This window comes from Pricia mediterranea, assembly GCF_032248455.1.
In the GTDB taxonomy this organism is placed as follows: domain Bacteria; phylum Bacteroidota; class Bacteroidia; order Flavobacteriales; family Flavobacteriaceae; genus Pricia; species Pricia mediterranea.
In genome coordinates, this window is sequence record NZ_JAVTTP010000001.1 from 1,698,566 (window position 1) to 1,717,872 (window position 19,307).

Genomic DNA, 19,307 nt, shown 5'->3' on the forward strand with positions numbered 1-19,307 from the left:
TTGGTAATTAGCCGAAAGTTTCCTGTAAAAACCGCAGCCCTTGAGAGGCGAACTGATCTTGGCTATCGGCCATATGTTTCCAGATGCAGACGGCACCGGCGAGTTCCTTGACCTCGGGGGTAAAACTTTCTATGGATATAATCCCGTTGTACTCGACATCCTCCAGGCCCTTTTTAAAATCGGTCCACGGGGTGAGTCCCGTTCCGGGGATGCCCCGATGGTTCTCGGATACCTGAACGTGGATGAGCTTTTCACCTACGGCATTGATCGCTTTGCGGAGGTTCTTTTCCTCGATGGTCATGTGGAATCCATCCAACAATACCCCGGCACTTTTATGGTTGATGTCCGCTATCAGGCGCATTACGTCCTCCGCCGTATTGACTAGGTCGGACTCAAAGCGGTTCAGGGGCTCCAAAGCTATCGACACCCCGTGATCTTGCGCCATGGCACAGACCTTTCCCAAATTGTTCACCGCCCGTTCCCACTCCAATTTCCGTTGTTCCTCGGATACCATCCTCGCCTTGCCCACCATGGAATACATGGGGCCGGCCAAAAACTCCGCGTTCCAAGTGTTGCAAAGCGCAAAGCACTGCTCCGCGTACCGGAAACAGTTATCGTGCAAGGCCACATCATCGGAAGTCAGGTCCTTAGTGGGACCGAACACCCCGCAGACTAAACCTTTCAGGCCATTATCGTCCAACGCCCTTTTCACGGTGGCCCCATCGATCAACGAAGGGTCTTCCACGGGAATCTCCACCGCATCGAACCCCGTTTTTTTGATTTTGGGGAAGAGCAAAATCGACTCCGTGGTAAAGGGAGATTGCCAGAGCCAGGTACTGACGCCGTATTTTAAGTTTTTTGACATAGAATTAATTCAAGTTTTAAGTTGGTTAATACTCTGGAATCGGTTTAAAGTTCAATGGCTACTGCATAACTGTTCAAAGTATCTAAGCACTTCTGACAAAGTGTGAAGCAAACATTGAACTTTGAATGCGCCCATGGTACTTTCAAACTTTGAACTTCTTCGATCGATACCGATAATCTATTGATCAACGACCTTCATCACCCCCTGCATAATCCGCCAATGCCCGGGAAAGGTACAGATAAAGGGATATTCTCCCGGCTCGGTGGGCGCGGTAAACGTTAAGGTCGCTTTTTGTTGGGGGTCGATCAAGTCGGTCGCGAACAGTACCTCTTCCATTTGAGGGACATATTGCATTTCGGCACCCTTTGGGTCGGTGGCGAGTCTGTCTGCAGCGGTGCCCACCTTCTCCTTGGCCCCTTTTTGTACGATGATCAGGTTGTGCTGCATAAAATCGACGTTTTCCAGAACAAGCTCCACGGTTTTTCCGGCCTCAACGACGAATTCGGTCACGTCGTACTTCATTTCGTTCTTGACGGTCTTGATCAGTACGACCTGCGCCTTTTTACTTTCATCGGCAGCATCGGCATCGGAAGTTTCGGCACTATCCGTGCCTACCTTATCTTTATAGGAAGCGTAGAATACCTCGGCGATCGATGCATTTTCGAACGGGGTCGAAGTCGCTGTATCATCTGGGCCCATTACCTTCGGTTCATCCTTTTCCACCGATTTTTGACCAATTCGGGGATTATCCTTTTTATACGCGGCCATAAATCCATTCGGATGTTTGCTGGCGGCCGCGTACACCGCTTTGGAAAGCCAAGGGTCGTTGACGACCTCTTTTTCCGTACTAAGGTCGTACAGCTTGTTCCCGAGATTATTCGAGGCGGGGCGTTCCGAGAAATACAGTAGGGCGGCCAGCTGTACTTCGGGGTCTCCGTCGTTCAATACTTTAGCGCTTTGTAGCGCGTGGTCTGTGGTGCCGTTCTTCGGAAGAATTTGTATGGCGGCTTTCCTTACCGCTCCGGAAGGATGGTACAGGGCGCCGCCGACCACGTTCGCAGCCTCAGGATCGGTATCCGACGCGCCCAGGCCCTCGATGGTCCAAAGCGCATGTAGGGCAGCGGGGTTGAGCCCCATGTCATCCACGTTCGAATCGTTTACCAAATCATACAGTGCGGGGAGGACATCGGACTGGCCCCGTTCCACCAGCAGCCGCTGGGCGGTCATACGCCAGAACATGTTGTCATCGGAAAGGGCGTCCAGCAGTTCTTCGGGATCTTCCCTGTCCAAGGATTTGGGTTCCTGATCGCCCTGGGTTTCGGGAACGACCCGCCAGATACGGCCGTGCGATTTGTCCCGTAGGGGATTGATATAGGCATTGCCCTCGCCGTTCTCGGCATCGTAGCCGCCCCGCTCCTCGTTGGGCGTCGGGTTGTGCTGTACGATAAAGTTGTACCAGTCCGCTACCCAAACGTTGCCGTCCGGTCCGACCCTGGCCTCGACAGGTGAGACCCATTCGTCCGCACCGGCGAAGAGATTGCCACCGTCCTTTTCGATATAGCCCGCACCCTCATTTTCGATATTGGCGATATGTACCAGACCTCCGGTGGGTTCGCAAACAAAGGCATATGTGTTCCAATATTCCTTGGGATAGTCGCGGGCCGTATAAAAGTGATGCCCCGCAGCGGCGGTAAATCCTCCGAAAACATCCACTTGACGGTAGTTCGGAGTGATAGGCCGCATGTCGTAATGGCCGTCGATTTTCAGGCTTCCCTGGGCTGGAATACCTTCTACTTCCATCAGGTTCGCATTCGGAATGCCCATAAAAACGCTATGGGTATTATTGGCCGTCGAACCGAAAACGGCATTGCTCTCGGTAATGCCCAGGCCCCAGGTATTGTTACTTGTTCCGGTCAGAAACTCAAAACTCCGAAAACCCGGGTCGAAGCGGTACAGTCCTTGGGAGAACTGGTGGTCCTTGCCAAAGATACTGCCTTCGAAGCCCGAATATCCGACAGCCCCGTACAGCTGATTGTCGATACCCTGTTGCAGGTTCGAGGGACCGGCATGGGTGTCGAAGGTGCCCCAGCCGTCGATTAGAACTTCCTTTACATCCGCCATATCGTCCCCATCGGTATCCTTTAAAAACAAAAAATACGGGGCTTGGGAAATCACGATTCCCCCATTGTAAAAGACAAAGCTGGTGGGAATGTTCAGGTTTTCGGCAAATACGGTCACTTTGTCGGACTTGCCATCGCCGTCGGTATCCTCCAAAATCTTTACTTTATCGTCCCCCACGGCTTTGTCGTCACGCACGGTATTGGGGTAATCGACCGTTTCGATGACCCAGAGCCGGCCCCGCTCGTCCCAGTTCATGGCGATGGGGTTGATGATATCCGGTTCGGCCGCGAAGAGCTCCAGATCGAAACCGACCGGCACCTGGATCAGCTTTGCGGATTCCTCCGGGGAAAGCGGCAATTGATATTGGGGAGCGGGATTCCGTTCTTCATAGTTGGGGATATTGTCCTTCGGCTCATAGACCAGTTTTGGGATATCCTTGGAAAATTCCTCCCAATTTTTCTTGGTATTGTCATCCACCGCCCACAGAATGCCCTCCTTGATCAGTTTTTGGAATCCCGGTCGGTTCCAGGTTCGTTCATCATGACCGTACGCGGTATAGAAAACCTTGCCTTTCCCGTACTCTTTTACCCAGGTCCAGGGTTCTTGCCGTTCGCCTTCCTTACGCTCCATCAGTACCGTGATATCATCGGCAATGTTATCATGTACATAGGTCTCGTCCCACGTTGAGAATTCCGTGAGATTTTTGGTGATAGGATGTTCCTTATCCACGATATCCGTGGTAAATGTGCCCGTGCCGTGACTGCTGAACCGGCCGCCGACCATGTCGATATAGGACTCGGATTCATTAAAGCTGAAACTGGCGCAGTGGATGGGGATAAAGGCATGGCCTTCCTTTACATAGTCCTCCAGAGCCATTTCCTCTGCGGGATGCCTTTTCTCGTAGTTGGCATAGAGGATTACGCCGTCGTACTGTTCAAGGGTTTTGGCATTCAGGTCGCCCACCTTCTCGGTATAGGTCAGGTTGATACCGTCCTTCGCCAAAGCGGCCGCCAAAATGGGCTCGTAAGCCCTGGAATTGTGGTGTTCGCTAGCATGGCCCAGGAACAGCATCTCTATTCTTCGCGGGGTATCGTCGGCTGCGGTTTCTTTGTTTTGGTCGGATTTGCAAGCTGCCAATAAAATAAATACAACCAGACAACAAATAGTGATTTTCATATTTTCAAGTTTTCTTAGCGTTTAGCGGTCAAACGTAAGTTTTAGCCGCCTCTACCTACTCATTGGATAGCGAGTAGGGGCCATCTTCGTTCTGAACCCTAGGCTCTTTATTGGGGCTGCTACTCTCTGATTGTATCCGCCGACACTCCCTCAAAAGTCATTTTTACGGGCTTGATAGTACCGTCGTCGTTGAAATCCATTTTATCGAGGGCGACCACACGATGGTCACGGTCTTCGTTGGGAACGGGCCTACGGTGGTATACCATAATATATTCGTCGGTGCCCGGTCTTTTGACGACGGAATGGTGCCCGGCCCCGGTAGCGATATCCCCCTCCTTGGATTCCAGAATAGTGCCTATGCGGTCGTAGGGACCGGTCGCTTTGTCCGACATGGAGTAGGCCACCCGGTAGCTGCCGTCGCCCCAGTTGCCCTCGGACCACATAAAATAATAAATGCCGTTCCTTAAAAACATAAACGGACCTTCGACATAGCCTTCGGGCGTGATTTCCTTGAATTTTTCTCCATTTTCCCACGGGACGAATCCCGTAAAGTCAGCGTTCAGCACGCCCAGGTTGCAATGGCTCCATCCCCCGTAGAAAAAATAATAGGTACCGTCGGTATCCTTAAAAGCAAATTGATCGATAGGCTGTGCATCGTTGTAAAAATCGGATATCAAGGGTTCGCACAGATAGTCCTCATAAGGTCCTCCCGGATTATCGGCGACCGCCACCCCGATACCCCCGTAGTGGTTGATGTCGTTATCGGGGTCATAGGAATCCCTGCCGGGCCTTTGGATGTCGTTGGCCCCGAAAAAGAGGTAGTATTTATCGTCCCTTTCGATAATCGAAGGTGCCCATAAGGCCTGGCGCAACCATTTGATTTTGGTGGTATCCAGGATGCGTTCGTGTTTCTCCCAATGAATCAGATTTTTGGAGGAAAAGGCATCAAAATGAAGCTGCTTGTCGAAGTCGTCGGAATAAGTGGGGAAGATCCAATAGGTGTCGTTGAAGACTGCGCCTTCAGGGTCGGCGTACCAGCCCTCGAAGATGGGGTTGTTGCCTCTCGATGTTTCCGGGGTTTGGGCAAAAACCGACAGTCCAACGGTCAGGGTCAGGTAGAAAAGATATTTTTTCATTGGCCTAGTATTTATTCCTGTAGTACTTTTATTAGCTCTTGGTTCACCTTTTTCACCTTCGCAAAATCCATTTTGTCTACTTTTCGGTCGTAGGTCATAAACCCGTTGACCTCGCCTTCGACATCGGTGGTCTGGGTGTAGACGGCCCCGGAGAAACCGGATTTCACCATCTTTTTCAGTTTCTCGGCGTATTCAATATATTGATCGGTCGCTTCCTCGGAATTTTTGAACTTGACGTAGCCCCAGTTTTCATCAGGACGCCAAAGGTGGCCTTCCAAAGCAAGGCCTATGCCGCCATATTCACCCAAAACATTGGTGCGTTCGGCATCGTAAAGGTACATGGCGGGACCGGGATAGTTGTGCAGGTCGACGATATCGCCGGTTCGGTAAAAATTGCCGCCACTGGCCGCGTTGACCAGTCGGTTAGGGTCATAGGCTTTGGTCCATTCCGAGATCTCCTCGGTCTTGAACTGGCCCCAGGCCTCGTTAAAGGGGACCCAGGATACGATACTGGTGTGGGAAAACAAATAGTCCATGATCCCTTTCCACTCATTTCGGTAAATCGCCTCCGATCGGGCGGTCCTTTTGAACTCCGTTCCGTTGAAATAATTGTGGTTCTGCCATTGCGGGCCATCGTCGCCGTTGGGCATGTCCTGCCAGACCAGAATGCCCATCCGGTCACAATGGGTGTACCAGCGGGCGGGCTCCACCTTGACATGCTTGCGGATCAGGTTGAACCCGAGTTCCTTGGTCTTTTCGATATCGTATTTCAGGGCCGCGTCGGTGGGTGCGGTGTAAAGGCCGTCGGGCCACCAGCCTTGGTCAAGGGGACCGAACTGAAAATAATCCTCGTTGTTCAGCTGCATCCGAACGATACCGTAATCGTCCTTTTTCATGGATATCTTACGCATGCCAAAATAGCTTTTTACCTCATCTTGAAGGGTATGCTCACCCGCGAGCGAATCTTTGGCCAGCAGTTTTACCTCCATCTCGTAGAGAAACGGCGATTCGGGCGACCAAAGCTTGGCGTTATCGATACCCAGCACCACTGATTCCCCGACCGCCGATTTGCCGGTAGCTATCTCCGCAACCCCGTCCATGACCGTTACTTCGACGATATCGCCGTAGATACCACCAACGATATCGGCATCGATCTTTACGCTGCCGGTATCGATATCGGGCACGGTCCTCAGGTTCGCGATACTCTTTTGCGCCACGGGTTCCAACCATACCGTCTGCCAGATGCCGGTAACGGGCGTGTACCAGATGCCCTTCGGTTCCTTGACCTGCTTGCCCCGGGGCTGGGGGCCCTCATCGGTGGGGTCCCAAACCTTGACGATCAGTTTTTGTTCCCCTTGGCCCAAGAACGGGGTAATGTTAAACGTAAAAGGGGTATATCCGCCTTCGTGCGAGCCTACTTTCACCTCGTTGATCCAGACATCCGTCTTCCAATCCACCGCCCCGAAATGCAACAGAACATTTTTTTCATCCCAATTCCCGGGCACCTCAAAAGCTGTGCGGTACCAGAGTTCGTTGGCCTTGCCGACCTCCTTCATGACGCCCGACAGACTGGATTCCGCCGCAAAGGGCACCAAGATCTTGCCGTCGAATTTTTCGGGACGGGACTTTCCCCGGGGCCGTATGGCGTACTCCCACAATCCGTTCAGGTTTTTCCATTCCGCCCGCTCCATCATCGGGCGGGGATATTCGGGAAGGACGTTTTCTGGGTCGATAGTTTGCGCCCATTCGGTTTTTATTTTGTCCCCGGCGGGTTTCCATTGGGCCAGAAGCGAGGTAAAAGAAAGTAGATATAGCGCGAGAACAAGACTGTTTTTCATTGGATGCCGGATTTTCGGTTGCTGGTTTTACGAACTTTTAAGTCTGGGGAATGTCCTTATTCAAATAAAACGATTTTCGGGGATTTAAGCTAATGCTTTTCCTTCTTTTTAGGGTGGTATTCTATCAAAACAAGGAATTGTGGGAAATCAATGGATGCTATTGCATGCTCCGGGGCAACTTGCAGTTACACACGAATTCGGAAGAGCCAATTACATATAACCCATTAAATCGTACGGTGAACCGCAAAAGGTTCTTAGCTTATCAGAAGAACAATGCTTAAGTAACTGCTACAAATTTACAGATAAGAAGTATTTATATTAGCTTTATACAAAAGTTCAAATGGACTATAAAATCAAACCAACCCTAGGGTGAGTAGACGGATTCAAGATGCCTGACACCTAACATGCGCTGCTCAAACTTTAAAAATAGTGTAACCACAATCCAAAACAATACAAAAATGAAACATCCTACAACCAAGCACTTTAAAATTCCATCGTTAATCCTATTTTTTATAGCTGCCATTTTTCTGAATTCTTGCGAAACCTCACAACCAAACCCCGATAAGGAAGAATGGGTCGAGCTGTTCAACGGATCCGATATGAAGCAATGGACCCCGAAGTTCACGGGATTCGAATTGGGCAATAACTATAAAAACAGATTCCGTGTCAAAGACAGTCTTTTAAGTGTCCGGTACGCGGAAAAGGACACCTTCAACGGCGATTTTGGCCATCTTTATTACAATCAAAAGTTTTCTCACTACAGGTTAAAGGCGGTTTATCGTTTCGTGGGCCAGCAGATGACCGGCGGCCCGGGTTGGGCCGTTCGCAACAATGGCCTTATGCTCCACTGTCAAGACCCCGCCACCCTCGGGCTGGATCAAGATTTTCCGATATCGTTGGAACTGCAACTTTTGGGCGGTGATGGCGTGAATGAGCGTACCAATGCCAATTTATGTACGCCGGGCACGAACGTCGTTCTTGGAGACACCTTGTTCACCCCGCATTGCATCAATTCGACCTCTAAAACATATCCCGGAGATCAATGGGTGGAAGTCGAAGCTCTAGTACTTGGCGATTCCCTGATCCAACACATTTTAGATGGGGAGGTAGTCATGGAATACAGAAAACCGACCATTGGGGGTGGGAGCGTAGCAGGTTATAAGGAAAGCGCGTACCGCGAGGGAACTCCGGTGAAGGAAGGGTTTATCGCCATTCAAGCGGAGACCGCCCCAATTGATTTTAAGTCCATTCAAGTCCTGAATCTCGAAGGGTGTATGGACAAGAAGGCGAAAAACTATAAAAGCTACTACGTGAAGGCGGACAATACCACTTGTGAGTATTAATAATTGAGTCCGTTCAAGGGTGTAATAGTCAATTAATTCAAATTCCTAAACTCACTCGGCGAATGTCCTACCCTTTGCTTGAATAGTCTCGTGAAATGCTGGGGATATTTAAACCCAAGCTCATAGGCTATCTCACTGACCGATTTTTTCGGGTCGAACACCCGTTCTTTCGCCTCATCGATCAATTTGTTCTGAATATATTCCTGTGCCGATTTTCCGGTTTCCTTTTTGACCAAGTCCCCAAAATAGTTGGAAGATAAATGCAGCTGATCGGCAAAATAACCTACCGAAGGCGTACCGTGTTCTTGAGGTTAATCGGATTTGAAATAGGCGTTCAACAAATTATTGAACTTCTCTAAAGAACCTTGGTTTTCCAGTTCACGGGTCAAGAATTGCCGATCGTAAAAACGGGTACAATAATCCAAAAGGAGTTCAATGTTGGCCACGATCAGTTTTTTGCTGTGCTTGTCCAGGTTCTGTTCCAACTCGAACTGTATTTTTTCGACCAAGCTTAAAATCGTTTTTCGCTCTTTGGCGGATAGGTGCAACGCTTCGTTGCTTGAATAGGAGAAAAAGCCGTAGGTATGCATTTTTTTGCCCAGCTCGGTGCCCGATAACAAGTCGGGGTGAAATAGCATCGCATATCCTTTGGGTACATAATCAGGGGCGAAACCACTAAGTTCAATAGTTTGGTCGGGCGCCATAAAGACAAGGGTTCCCTCATCATAGTCGTATGGCTTCCCTCCGTAACGCATTTTGCATCCCTTGGCATCCTTCAAGAAAATAGCATAGCAATTATAATGGAAGGCATCATAATCTTTGTTCTCATAGCCTTCTTTGTTCACGTCCTCAAAATCAACAATACCTACCAAAGGGTGCAACACCTCTTGTTTTCTCAAATTAAGGTAATCACCTACAGTATCGATGTGCAGTACATTTTTCATGGACCTATAATTTTACGTTAGAACTCTTCTTGACTTTTTGTTTGGAACCGAAAATTTCGGCTTTTGTGCCTTTATGAAGGCTTTTTTTAGTTGCATAGCCTTAGCTACGGAACTCAAAAAAAACAAAATAAGGGTGCAAAATGTGAAATTTGCAGGCAAAAGAAAAGGTCCAGATGAGTTCTCAAAGATAAGCCATTGATTCCCAGTAAATCAAACGGCTTTTCCAAAATCCGTAATAGTGGTAGGTATATCCGTAATTTAGGTAAGCCCTTTTGCCAAATGACCTTATACTTTTGTATCCTACCAATGATATGAAAACAAGAACATTAGGAAAGAATTTGAAAGTATCGGAAATCGGCCTTGGCTGTATGGGCATGAGCTTCGGTTACGGACCCCCGAAGGACGAAAAGGAAATGATACAATTGATCCGTAAAGCAGTTGATATGGGGGTTACCCTTTTCGATACCGCCGAAGTGTACGGGCCTTATATTAATGAAGAATTGGCAGGAAAGGCATTAAAACCGTTTAAGAACCAAGTAAAAATAGCGACCAAATTCGGATTTGGGTATCAAGATGGAAAAGTGATAGGACTGGATAGTAGCCCTACCGGGATTCGAAATATGGTGGACGCTTCCTTGAAACGTTTACAAGTAGACGCCATTGACCTCTTGTACCAACACCGTGTAGACCCGAATGTACCCATTGAAGAGGTCGCCGTTACTGTAAAAGAATTAATTGCGGAAGGAAAAGTGAAGCATTTTGGTCTGTCGGAAGCCGGGGTAGATGTGATCAAAAGGGCACATGCCGTTCAACCGGTTACGGCGCTGCAAAGTGAGTATTCATTGTTTTGGAGGGAACCTGAAGAAGAAATTATTACCGTACTGGAAGAACTGGGCATCGGTTTTGTACCTTTTAGTCCCTTGGCAAAAGGATTTTTAACCGGCAAAATAGACAGAAATACAAGCTTTTCGGATAATGATTTCAGAAGTACCGTGCCCCGTTTTTCAGAAGAGAACCTGAAACAAAATTTTACATTGGTCGATCTCGTTACGGCTTTTGCCAAGGAAAAGGATGCCACCCCTGCACAAGTGGCCCTGGCCTGGATCCTCAACCAAAAACCATGGATTATTCCTATTCCCGGAACTACGAAGATTTCTCGCTTGGAAAAAAATCTTGGAGCGGCCAATATCACATTTACGGATGAGGAATTGCAACAAATCACGGAGGCTACTTCAAAAATCGACCTGGTTGGGGAACGGTATTCCGAAGCGAACCAGAAAATGATCAACAGATAGTGCCATGAAATATTTCGTCCCTATTCTTTTTATGAGTGTATTTTATCTATCTATGCTGTGGAGCAATCCACAGGAAAAGAAGCCACGATCGAACAATATACTCGACCAGCTTCTTCAAGCCCCTAATGCCATAAATTTAAAATCGGTATTGTGAAAATAACATTAAATAATAAAGTCATGAAATGAGCATGACCGATAACCGGTCGCAAACACGAATGAAGATATGCGAATTACATATGACCATTAAAAAACAATAATATCTACATATGAAAAAGAAAAAGCCTTCTAAGGGCCTAATCACGTGCGTTTTGTCCATTATAATGATGGCAAGCCTCTCGGTAGAACCCATACTTGCACAGGAAACACAGAACCAGGAACCATATCCTGTCGGGAAACCGCTCGGCCTTACCACTTCAGATGGAGATTTTGAGCCAATTACATCCAATGTAAAGGTTTATGGCGGTATCCAATCAGCGGAAAGCTGTTCTTATGATGCCGCGACCGGGCTTATTGTGGTTCCCAACCGTGGACTTCCACCAAATATGCAGACCAACGATGCCTGGGTTTCCCTCATCAACCCCGATGGGTCGGTAAATTCCCTGAGATGGATCGGCGTTCAGCGCCCTGATGATCGCAAAGAACTTACCCCTCCCCTCATATTAAATGAGCCGTTTGGTAGCGACATCATAAACGGCATGCTGTATGTGGCCGATCGTGATGGCGGCACGGGCCAAGATGACCCAAGCGTTGCCGTTATCCGCAAGTTCAGTATGCAGTCCGGAAAACCGGTCGGTGAGGTTAAGATCGAAGGTGCAGGCTGGATCAATGATATTGAAGTGAAGGAAGATGGCACGATTTACGCCACGGAGACCGGTGATTTCTTTGGAGAAAATCCAAATCCTGATACATGGAAGGTCTGGAAGGTTACTCCCACAGGGAAAGCAACTGTGCTAGTACAAGGCAAGCCGCTCAACGCGCCCAATGGCATCGCCTTTGATCCCGAAGGAAATATTGTGGTCGCCAATTTTGGGAACGTCGATGTGCTGACATTCTCGGAAGAAGGAAAATTATTGAAGACGGAATCTGCCGCCCAGCCGGGCAGTGACGGCCTGGTGGTCATGCCGGACGGGACGAAGTACGTATGCAGCGTAAGGCATGGCGGGGTTTCCCGTATCCATCCCGGCGAATCCGCCGAGTTGATCGCAGAAAACGTTCCGAGTGCGGCATCCATGTGCTACGATGCCAAAACAAACCAACTTGTGATCCCTATGAACGCGAACAACAGCCTCGCATTTATACCGCTCGACTGATCGACGCCTTTAATCGGACGCTTTTCTCAACGAACCTAAAAAACATACTACCATGAAAATCCATAAAAGTTGCCTCGAACTATTTGGTAAAAAACTCGGCGGCATCCAACTGTTTCCTGTTCTGCCTCTTTTTGCTATACTGCTAATAGCAGGATGTGGCGAGTCGAAAACCACGGATGTACCAAATCGGTCAGATGCAAAGGTAGTATGCGATCCGGAAAACGGCGGCATTACCTTGCCCGACGGGTTTTGCGCCAGCCTTGTGATCGACAGCCTTGGCCTTCGCGACGACCACAGCGCGCGTCATCTTGTCGTGGCGGCCAATGGCGACATTTATATGAAGACGCGCAGCAAAGAGGGCGGCATCGTCGCCCTGCGCGATACCACGGGCGACTTCCGGGCCGACGTCATCAAATACTTTGGCGACATGAACGAGACAAAAGAAGGCATTCTGTGGGAGACGGGCATGGCCATTCACAACGGCTATCTCTGGGCCTCGAACACCACGGCCGTCTATCGCTGGCCCATGCCCGAAGGCGGTCGGCTCGTTCCCGAGGGCGAACCGGAAATCGTTGTCGGTGGTTTTCCCGAACAGCGGTCGCACGCATCCAAGTCCTTTACCTTTGACAACAGCGGCAACCTCTACGTAGCCGTGGGCGCTCCGTCGAATGCATGCCAGACGGAGGAACGTACGCCCGGATCTCCGGGGATCGAACCTTGCCCCTTGTTGGAGGAGCATGGGGGTATCTGGCGCTTCGATGCGAACCGAACGGGGCAGACCTTCAGTGCGGATGCACGCTATGCCACCGGCCTGCGCAACGTCGTCGGCCTAGACTGGAACACTACCACCGATGCGCTCTACGTGATGCAGCACGGGCGAGACCAACTGCACACCTTGTGGCCGGATTACTATACTATGGAGGAGAGCGCGGAACTCCCAGCCGAATCAATGTATAAAGTGGATGAAGGAGACCGGTTTGCCTGGCCCTACGGATACTACGATCAATTAAAGGATACACTTATGCTTTCTCCGGAATATGGCGGGGACGGAAAAATACCGATTTCCGAAAGTAGGTATGCCGGACAGTTTGAAGGTCCCGTCATTGCCTTTCCCGGCCACTGGGCCCCCAATGACCTGCTCTTCTATACGGGCGAGCAGTTTCCAAAAAGGTATCGTGGCGGTGCCTTCATCGCCTTCATGGGCTCCTGGAACCGCGCCCCGTTGCCGCAGCAAGGCTATAAGGTCGTCTTTGTGCCCTTCAAGGAGGGACGGCCCTATGGCGACTATGAGACTTTTACCGATGGTTTTGCCGGGGTAGCGCCCATCCCCGACCGTGGTGCGGCGAAATATCGTCCGATGGGCCTGGCCGTGTCCCCGGACGGCGCACTCTATATCTCCGATTATAAAAAGGGACGCATCTGGCGCGTGGTTTACACCGGAAAATCGGCACCGGTGCAGAACACCATGGGGTCGGCGCAACCGGACACAACGGGCGTAGCCCCTGCCGGCACATTGGCCGCCTCGTCATCACCCGGCGCAACGCTCTTTAACAAAATGGAATGCGCCACGTGCCACAGCGTTGATCCAGATGCCCCGACCTCTACCGGCCCACCACTGTACAACCTTTACGGAAGCGAAGTGACCTTACAGGAAGGAAAGACGGCAGCGGCGGATGAAGTCTACCTTCGCGAGTCCATCCTATGGCCGAACGCAAAAATCGTGGAAGGGTATATGCCCGTCATGCCCGGCTACGAAGGTCGGCTCAAGGAAGAAGAGGTGAACCAACTCGTATCCTATATAACGTCTTTATAATGGGAAAGCTGAAAATTCAGCCTCGTTACTTTATTAGCTGACCTATGAATTTAGAAGAAAACAAGCGAAACGCAATCGCTTTCTATAAAACCGCTTACGAAAGAAAATCCGACATTGGCAGTAGAACGGTATGTGGGAAATAAGCTTGGCTTCAAAAAATGGATATAAAACAATTAGAATGGCGCATAAATTCAGTAAAATAACGACAGGCCTTTTGTTCTTAATGACAATAAATATAAACGGGCAAAAACAAGACCATCTTGATAATGCACTCAATGCAAGACAGCTATCGATCATCACCATTGCATCGCTGACCGCAAAGGGCGATCTGGAAAATCTAGAAACGGCTCTGGCGGAAGGTCTGGATGCCGGACTGACCGTGAACGAGATCAAGGAGGTTATGGTTCACCTATATGCCTACTGCGGATTTCCACGGAGCTTACGGGGATTACGGACATTTATCAAAGTGCTGGACGAACGCAAGGCAAAAGGAATAGAGGATACTTTGGGTGCGGAAGCTTCCCCAATTGAAGATAAACGTACAAAATATGACCGGGGCAAAGCTAATCTGGAAGCATTGGTACAGGCAAAATTGGACGGTCCACCGGCCGATTACGCCCAGATTGCCCCAATCATCGAAGTCTTTTTAAAGGAGCATCTGTTTGCGGACATTTTCGATCGGGACATTTTGGACTATCGGCAAAGGGAACTGGTCACGGTTTCCGTTCTGGCAACGATCGGCGATGTGGAACCCATGCTGCGTTCGCACATGAACATCTGTTTGATACAGGGCATCACACCGGCACAATTAAAGGAATTGGTCGATGTGGTCGGAAAAAATGTAGACGAGGCGAAAATCGAATCGGCCAGAGATGTCTTGAACAAATTACTGCAATCAAAAGAATAATATCACTTGAAAAAACCTAAACCTTATGAACAGCAATAATATTTTAGCGATTATATTGATCGGAACGCTTATTTTTTCCTGTAAACAAATAGAGGAAAAAAGTCAAGCCACCGATTCAACTGAACAAGTAGATTCAACTAAACGGCAAGAATTGATTTTCCCGAAAGGGGAAAAGGTCACGAACAACAATTTCATTGGCGATGTTTGGGTGCATATGCAAGTGAGGGCCGATAGTGTGAACCGAAATTCCGTGGGAACGGTAACGTTCGATCCCGGGGCAAGGTCCAATTGGCATTCGCATCCGAACGGACAGATTATAATGGCTTTGGATGGCGAAGGCTATTACCAGGAAAAGGGAAGTGCGAAAAAAATCCTCTATAAAGGCGATGTGGTCAAATGCCCTGCAAATACTCCGCATTGGCACGGTGCAAGTGCCGATAAGGAGTTTATCCAAGTCGCCATTTCCAGCCGGGAAAACGGCCCTACGCAATGGCTGGAAGCCGTTACCGAAGAGGAGTATGCAAAATAGTGGCGGAAAATAATCTATCATTGTGCTATCCGATAAATCAAACTCTCGGATATGAATGCTGTAAGAATCCTTACATAGCCTTGTAATCAAAAACATAAAGGATTTATGAAATGAGCCATAACAATTTTTGATACCAACCGAGATGGTTATTGGCGAAATCGAAGATTCATGAACTCCGTTAAAAACAATAGACTAAGATGTGAATAATTACATCTGACCGATAAAAAAGAAATAAAAATAAACAGATGAAAAAAATCATATTCATTATAGCAATGTCATTACAAGTATTTGGATGCAAGGAAAACAATACCGGGCAGACCAAGACTATCGACAATACTACCGATAACAATATCATTGCAATTAAGCAACAGGGTGCGTTCGCCGTTGGGGGAAGCGTAAAAGAGAGTCCCGGCTCTTTTGACCCTATCGCCCACGGCGCGTTCAATCCCACAGATCAAAGTACGGAAGGACAGACCCTGCACGGTGACCACGCATCGGTATTCTATCAGATTCCGGTCGATGCCAGGGACCTACCCCTTGTATTCTGGCACGGCTACGGACAGTCGATGCGTACCTGGCAAAGTACCCCTGACGATCGGGAAGGCTTTCAGGGCATTTTCTTGAGAAAACGGTTTCCGGTCTATTTGGTGGACCAGCCCAGACGCGGCCTGGCAGGTCAAGGTTTGGAACCCGGAACCTTGCAGGCCAGAACGGAAGACCAGCTTTGGTTCGGTATTTTCAGGATGGGCGAGGGAACCGAATTTTATCCGGACATACAGTTTTCAAAAGATCCGGAAGCGCTCGATCAGTTCTTCCGCCGGAGCACCCCTGATACAGGGCCTTTGGATATCGATCTTAACATCGATGCGGTTTCGGCCCTCTTTGACAGGATAGGCGATGGCATCTTGGTCACCCATTCCCACAGCGGCGGGCAAGGGTGGCTTACGGCCTTGGAAAATGACAACATCAAGGCCATTGTGTCGTACGAGCCCGGTAGCAATTTTGTTTTTCCAGAGGGCAATGTGCCGGAACCCATATCGTACGTAGGAGGAACATTACAGGCCCGTGGTGTGGCGATGGAGGAATTTGAAAAGCTGACCAAAATTCCCATCGTGATCTATTATGGCGATTACATCCCGGAGACCGAAGTGGAAAATCCCGGCCAGGAGCAATGGCGCGCGGCCCTTTTGATGGCCCGTAAGTGGACCAAGGCCGTAAACGATGCCGGTGGTGATGTTACTCTGGTGGTGCTGCCGGAAAAAGGGATAAAAGGTAATACCCATTTTCCGATGTCGGACCTGAACAACCAAAAAATAGCCGATTTGATGTACGAATGGCTTGCAGAAAAAGAGTTGAACTAAAAACTATAAAAACATGAAAAATCTAATCACAACAGTACTATGTATTATTCCCGTATGCGTTTTAGCCCAACACAACGAGTACGAGGTCTCATCCTATCAAGAAAAGGGGGCCAAGGCACCGAATACCCATTATATCGGGGAGGCCTGGCTGAACGGCATACTGGAGGCCGATGATGAAACGGACTTCAACATCACAAAGGCCACCTTCAAGGCAAATTCCACTTTGGACTGGCACAAACATTCGTCATCCCAGGTCTTGATCTACGTTGACGGCGAGGGATATTATCAGGAAAGGGGGAAGGAACCTGTTATCCTTAAAAAAGGAGATGTGATCAAATGTGAAAAGGACACGGAGCACTGGCACTCGTCCACCAAGGATAGCGATGTTACCTATTTGGCATTATATGGCGGGGAAGAACCTACCACTTGGACGGAAACGCTTTCCAAAGAATACTACGATAGCGTAGCGAAGAAACTCAGGAAATGAAAAAAATACCGAAAAATTTATCCTACAGCCAATATGTTCTTATCGGCATAGTATCCATCCTTATTTTGTCCAATTGTAAAAGTGACCATGAAGAAACCAAGAACACATGGACATCCTACAAAGCCGATGCGAAAGCATCAAGCTATTCCCCATTGGATCAAATCAATAGCTCCAACGTAACCCAATTACAAAATGTCTGGACGTTCCAGACCGATGATGTTGCCCAAGGCGAGGATCCGGTATCCAGTCAAAGTAATCCTATTATAATCGATGGAGTGTTGTACGCCAATTCTGCCAAACAATCGGTGTATGCCGTCAATGCAGCAACAGGCGAGCAGATCTGGAAATTCAAGGCCTTGGAAGAAGGCGAGCCCAGTGCCGCCAGTAGGGGCGTGACCTATTGGGAGGATGGAGAAGATAAACGCATTCTGTATTCCGCCGGCAATTATTTGATGGCCATCGATGCGGAAACCGGCGAACTGATTCCCTCTTTCGGTGAAAGCGGAAAGGTGAACCTCAACGTGGGCGTGAGGGATGACCCCGAGGAAATTTCTGTAACCTTGACCACCCCTGGCAGCATTTTCAAAGATCTCATTATAATTGGTTCACGATTGCCGGATTTTTATGGAGCGCCCCCGGGCTATGTCCGTGCCTATAACGTAAAGACCGGGGAATTGGCGTGGACGTTCCACACGATTCCGCATCCCGGCGAACCGGGCTATGAAACATGGCCTCCGGACGCTTATAAATATGCCGGAGGGGTCAACTGTTGGGCAGGGATGGCCATTGATACGGAAAAAGGAGTAGTCTTTTTGGCATTGGGTTCCCCATCCTACGATTTTTATGGAGCGGATCGAATAGGGGCCAACCTATACGGAAATTGTGTTCTAGCCTTGGATGCCGCCACAGGCACTTATAAATGGCATTTCCAGACCGTACACCATGATATTTGGGATTATGATCTGCCTGCGCCCCCTACCTTAGTAACCATCCAAAAGGACGGAAAGGAAATTGAAGCGGTGACCCAAACTACCAAACAAGGTTTTGTTTTTGTATTGGACCGCGAAACGGGCGAATCCCTATATCCCGTGGAAGAACGCAAAGTTCCGGCTTCGAATCTTCCGGGCGAAGTAGCTTATGAGACGCAGCCTTTCCCCGTAAAACCAAAGCCTTTTGTAGAACAGTTTATGACCGAAGATGACCTGAACCATTATTCCGAGGCCGACCACGATTCCATTTTAAAGACATTCCGTTCGGTACGTTATGAAGGCTTGTTCACACCTCCCGATTTAAAAGGGACGATATCCTTGCCGGCCACCAGAGGGGGTGCCAATTGGGGAGGATCCGCTTATGATCCCGATACCGATTATCTGTATATCCGTGGAAACAATCTTCCTGAAATTCAGACCATCGTGGATGCCGACGAACATTTCAAGGCCCAGAACAATACACGGTTCGAATTGGGACGGGTGACCTATGAAAAACACTGCGTGGCCTGCCATGGTGCGGATAAGAAGGGAGCGATGGAAGATGTACCTTCCTTGGTCGATTTAAAAAATCGATTGTCCGAAAATAAAACCCTTTTAAAAATCCAGCAAGGTGGCGGTAAAATGCCCGGTTATAAAGGAGTGATTACAGAGCAGGAAGAAAGCGGGATCATAGCATTTCTATTTGAGATGAAAGATGCCACGATAGATGCCCCGCAAATAACGGAAGGGGAAGAAAAGCCTAAGCGGTTTATGAACATAACGCCGTACCGAACATGGAGCGACCCAAGCGGCAATCCGGCCCTAAAAGCACCGTGGAATACCTTGAACGCATTAAATCTTAATACAGGGGAATACGATTGGCAAATACCCTTGGGCAATGACGAAAAATTACAAGAAGAAGGCGGGCCCGACACAGGGTTATTGGCGCGCTCGGGACCTATGGTAACGGCAGGTGGCTTGGTATTCATAAGTGGTGCGGCCGATAAAAAGCTTTGGGCGATCGACAAAAAATCAGGGCAGCTGGTTTGGGAAACGGAATTGCCCGCTGCCAATAACGCGAATGTTTGTTCGTATTCCGTGGATGGAAAACAATATATCGCACTTTCTGTGGGAGGCACGGAAGAAAATCCTTCGGGCTCGGTCATGGCGTTTGCGTTGCCGTCCGATAATCCGTAAGTATTTCTGGAAGAGAA

At 49.0% G+C, this 19,307-nt stretch carries 15 protein-coding genes; 9 read left to right on the top strand and 6 right to left on the bottom strand.

Features of this window, described 5'->3' with window-relative positions; genetic code table 11:
• Positions 1 to 7: 7 nt before the first annotated feature.
• The 4 genes from RQM65_RS07060 to RQM65_RS07075 all read right to left on the bottom strand — a co-directional run bounded on the left by RQM65_RS07060 (position 8) and on the right by RQM65_RS07075 (position 7,136).
• Positions 8 to 865 carry a sugar phosphate isomerase/epimerase family protein gene (locus tag RQM65_RS07060; RefSeq protein ID WP_314013724.1) on the bottom strand — a complete coding sequence of 286 codons (858 nt, stop codon included), beginning with the start codon at positions 863 to 865 and terminating at the stop codon, positions 8 to 10.
• Between the two features lie 177 nt (positions 866 to 1,042).
• Positions 1,043 to 4,162, bottom strand: coding sequence for a PVC-type heme-binding CxxCH protein (locus tag RQM65_RS07065; RefSeq protein WP_314013726.1), 3,120 nt, complete (start codon positions 4,160 to 4,162; stop codon positions 1,043 to 1,045).
• 119 nt (positions 4,163 to 4,281) lie between these two features.
• The gene (locus tag RQM65_RS07070) at positions 4,282 to 5,298 is read right to left on the bottom strand and encodes a glycoside hydrolase family 43 protein (RefSeq protein ID WP_314013728.1); all 1,017 of its coding nucleotides are present in this window, start codon (positions 5,296 to 5,298) and stop codon (positions 4,282 to 4,284) included.
• A gap of 11 nt (positions 5,299 to 5,309) precedes the next feature.
• On the bottom strand, positions 5,310 to 7,136 hold the full coding sequence (locus tag RQM65_RS07075) for a glycoside hydrolase family 2 protein (protein ID WP_314013730.1): 1,827 nt from the start codon (positions 7,134 to 7,136) through the stop codon (positions 5,310 to 5,312).
• Between the two features lie 458 nt (positions 7,137 to 7,594).
• Here RQM65_RS07075 and RQM65_RS07080 point away from each other — a divergent pair, with 458 nt between their 5' ends.
• Positions 7,595 to 8,479, top strand: coding sequence for a 3-keto-disaccharide hydrolase (locus RQM65_RS07080; protein ID WP_314013732.1), 885 nt, complete (start codon positions 7,595 to 7,597; stop codon positions 8,477 to 8,479).
• A 32-nt stretch (positions 8,480 to 8,511) separates the two neighbouring features.
• Here RQM65_RS07080 and RQM65_RS07085 read toward each other — a convergent pair whose 3' ends face one another.
• Together RQM65_RS07085 and RQM65_RS07090 are read right to left on the bottom strand one after the other, a co-directional pair.
• Positions 8,512 to 8,745 (bottom strand): helix-turn-helix domain-containing protein, encoded by a 234-nt coding sequence (locus RQM65_RS07085; RefSeq protein WP_314016800.1) that lies wholly within the window; start codon positions 8,743 to 8,745, stop codon positions 8,512 to 8,514.
• Positions 8,746 to 8,790: 45 nt separating this feature from the next.
• Positions 8,791 to 9,423, bottom strand: a complete 633-nt coding sequence (locus tag RQM65_RS07090) for a hypothetical protein (RefSeq protein WP_314013734.1) — start codon at positions 9,421 to 9,423, stop codon at positions 8,791 to 8,793.
• 311 nt (positions 9,424 to 9,734) lie between these two features.
• Between RQM65_RS07090 and RQM65_RS07095 the strand changes: the two genes are divergently transcribed.
• The 8 genes from RQM65_RS07095 to RQM65_RS07130 all read left to right on the top strand — a co-directional run bounded on the left by RQM65_RS07095 (position 9,735) and on the right by RQM65_RS07130 (position 19,290).
• Positions 9,735 to 10,718 (top strand): aldo/keto reductase, encoded by a 984-nt coding sequence (locus tag RQM65_RS07095; RefSeq protein ID WP_314013735.1) that lies wholly within the window; start codon positions 9,735 to 9,737, stop codon positions 10,716 to 10,718.
• 266 nt (positions 10,719 to 10,984) lie between these two features.
• On the top strand, positions 10,985 to 12,028 hold the full coding sequence (locus RQM65_RS07100; protein ID WP_314013736.1) for an SMP-30/gluconolactonase/LRE family protein: 1,044 nt from the start codon (positions 10,985 to 10,987) through the stop codon (positions 12,026 to 12,028).
• Between the two features lie 52 nt (positions 12,029 to 12,080).
• Positions 12,081 to 13,841, top strand: a complete 1,761-nt coding sequence (locus RQM65_RS07105; RefSeq protein ID WP_314013738.1) for a PQQ-dependent sugar dehydrogenase — start codon at positions 12,081 to 12,083, stop codon at positions 13,839 to 13,841.
• Positions 13,842 to 14,019: 178 nt separating this feature from the next.
• Positions 14,020 to 14,748: a carboxymuconolactone decarboxylase family protein gene (locus tag RQM65_RS07110; protein ID WP_314013739.1), complete on the top strand. Its 729-nt coding sequence runs from the start codon at positions 14,020 to 14,022 to the stop codon at positions 14,746 to 14,748.
• 25 nt (positions 14,749 to 14,773) lie between these two features.
• Positions 14,774 to 15,277 (top strand): cupin domain-containing protein, encoded by a 504-nt coding sequence (locus RQM65_RS07115; protein WP_314013741.1) that lies wholly within the window; start codon positions 14,774 to 14,776, stop codon positions 15,275 to 15,277.
• A gap of 245 nt (positions 15,278 to 15,522) precedes the next feature.
• Positions 15,523 to 16,638 carry an alpha/beta hydrolase gene (locus RQM65_RS07120; protein ID WP_314013742.1) on the top strand — a complete coding sequence of 372 codons (1,116 nt, stop codon included), beginning with the start codon at positions 15,523 to 15,525 and terminating at the stop codon, positions 16,636 to 16,638.
• Positions 16,639 to 16,651: 13 nt separating this feature from the next.
• Positions 16,652 to 17,125 carry a cupin domain-containing protein gene (locus RQM65_RS07125; RefSeq protein WP_314013744.1) on the top strand — a complete coding sequence of 158 codons (474 nt, stop codon included), beginning with the start codon at positions 16,652 to 16,654 and terminating at the stop codon, positions 17,123 to 17,125.
• Positions 17,122 to 19,290, top strand: a complete 2,169-nt coding sequence (locus RQM65_RS07130) for an outer membrane protein assembly factor BamB family protein (RefSeq protein ID WP_314013746.1) — start codon at positions 17,122 to 17,124, stop codon at positions 19,288 to 19,290. Before RQM65_RS07125 ends, RQM65_RS07130 begins: the two co-directional genes overlap by 4 nt.
• Positions 19,291 to 19,307 lie beyond the last annotated feature (17 nt).

What these genes read in the sequence shown, in the direction of transcription:
- RQM65_RS07060 (WP_314013724.1), bottom strand. Translation starts at nt 865, where the DNA reads ATGTCAAAAAACTTAAAATACGGCGTCAGTACCTGGCTCTGGCAATCT.
- RQM65_RS07065 (WP_314013726.1), bottom strand. Translation starts at nt 4,162, where the DNA reads ATGAAAATCACTATTTGTTGTCTGGTTGTATTTATTTTATTGGCAGCT.
- RQM65_RS07070 (WP_314013728.1), bottom strand. Translation starts at nt 5,298, where the DNA reads ATGAAAAAATATCTTTTCTACCTGACCCTGACCGTTGGACTGTCGGTT.
- RQM65_RS07075 (WP_314013730.1), bottom strand. Translation starts at nt 7,136, where the DNA reads ATGAAAAACAGTCTTGTTCTCGCGCTATATCTACTTTCTTTTACCTCG.
- RQM65_RS07080 (WP_314013732.1), top strand. Translation starts at nt 7,595, where the DNA reads ATGAAACATCCTACAACCAAGCACTTTAAAATTCCATCGTTAATCCTA.
- RQM65_RS07090 (WP_314013734.1), bottom strand. Translation starts at nt 9,423, where the DNA reads ATGAAAAATGTACTGCACATCGATACTGTAGGTGATTACCTTAATTTG.
- RQM65_RS07095 (WP_314013735.1), top strand. Translation starts at nt 9,735, where the DNA reads ATGAAAACAAGAACATTAGGAAAGAATTTGAAAGTATCGGAAATCGGC.
- RQM65_RS07100 (WP_314013736.1), top strand. Translation starts at nt 10,985, where the DNA reads ATGAAAAAGAAAAAGCCTTCTAAGGGCCTAATCACGTGCGTTTTGTCC.
- RQM65_RS07105 (WP_314013738.1), top strand. Translation starts at nt 12,081, where the DNA reads ATGAAAATCCATAAAAGTTGCCTCGAACTATTTGGTAAAAAACTCGGC.
- RQM65_RS07110 (WP_314013739.1), top strand. Translation starts at nt 14,020, where the DNA reads ATGGCGCATAAATTCAGTAAAATAACGACAGGCCTTTTGTTCTTAATG.
- RQM65_RS07115 (WP_314013741.1), top strand. Translation starts at nt 14,774, where the DNA reads ATGAACAGCAATAATATTTTAGCGATTATATTGATCGGAACGCTTATT.
- RQM65_RS07120 (WP_314013742.1), top strand. Translation starts at nt 15,523, where the DNA reads ATGAAAAAAATCATATTCATTATAGCAATGTCATTACAAGTATTTGGA.
- RQM65_RS07125 (WP_314013744.1), top strand. Translation starts at nt 16,652, where the DNA reads ATGAAAAATCTAATCACAACAGTACTATGTATTATTCCCGTATGCGTT.
- RQM65_RS07130 (WP_314013746.1), top strand. Translation starts at nt 17,122, where the DNA reads ATGAAAAAAATACCGAAAAATTTATCCTACAGCCAATATGTTCTTATC.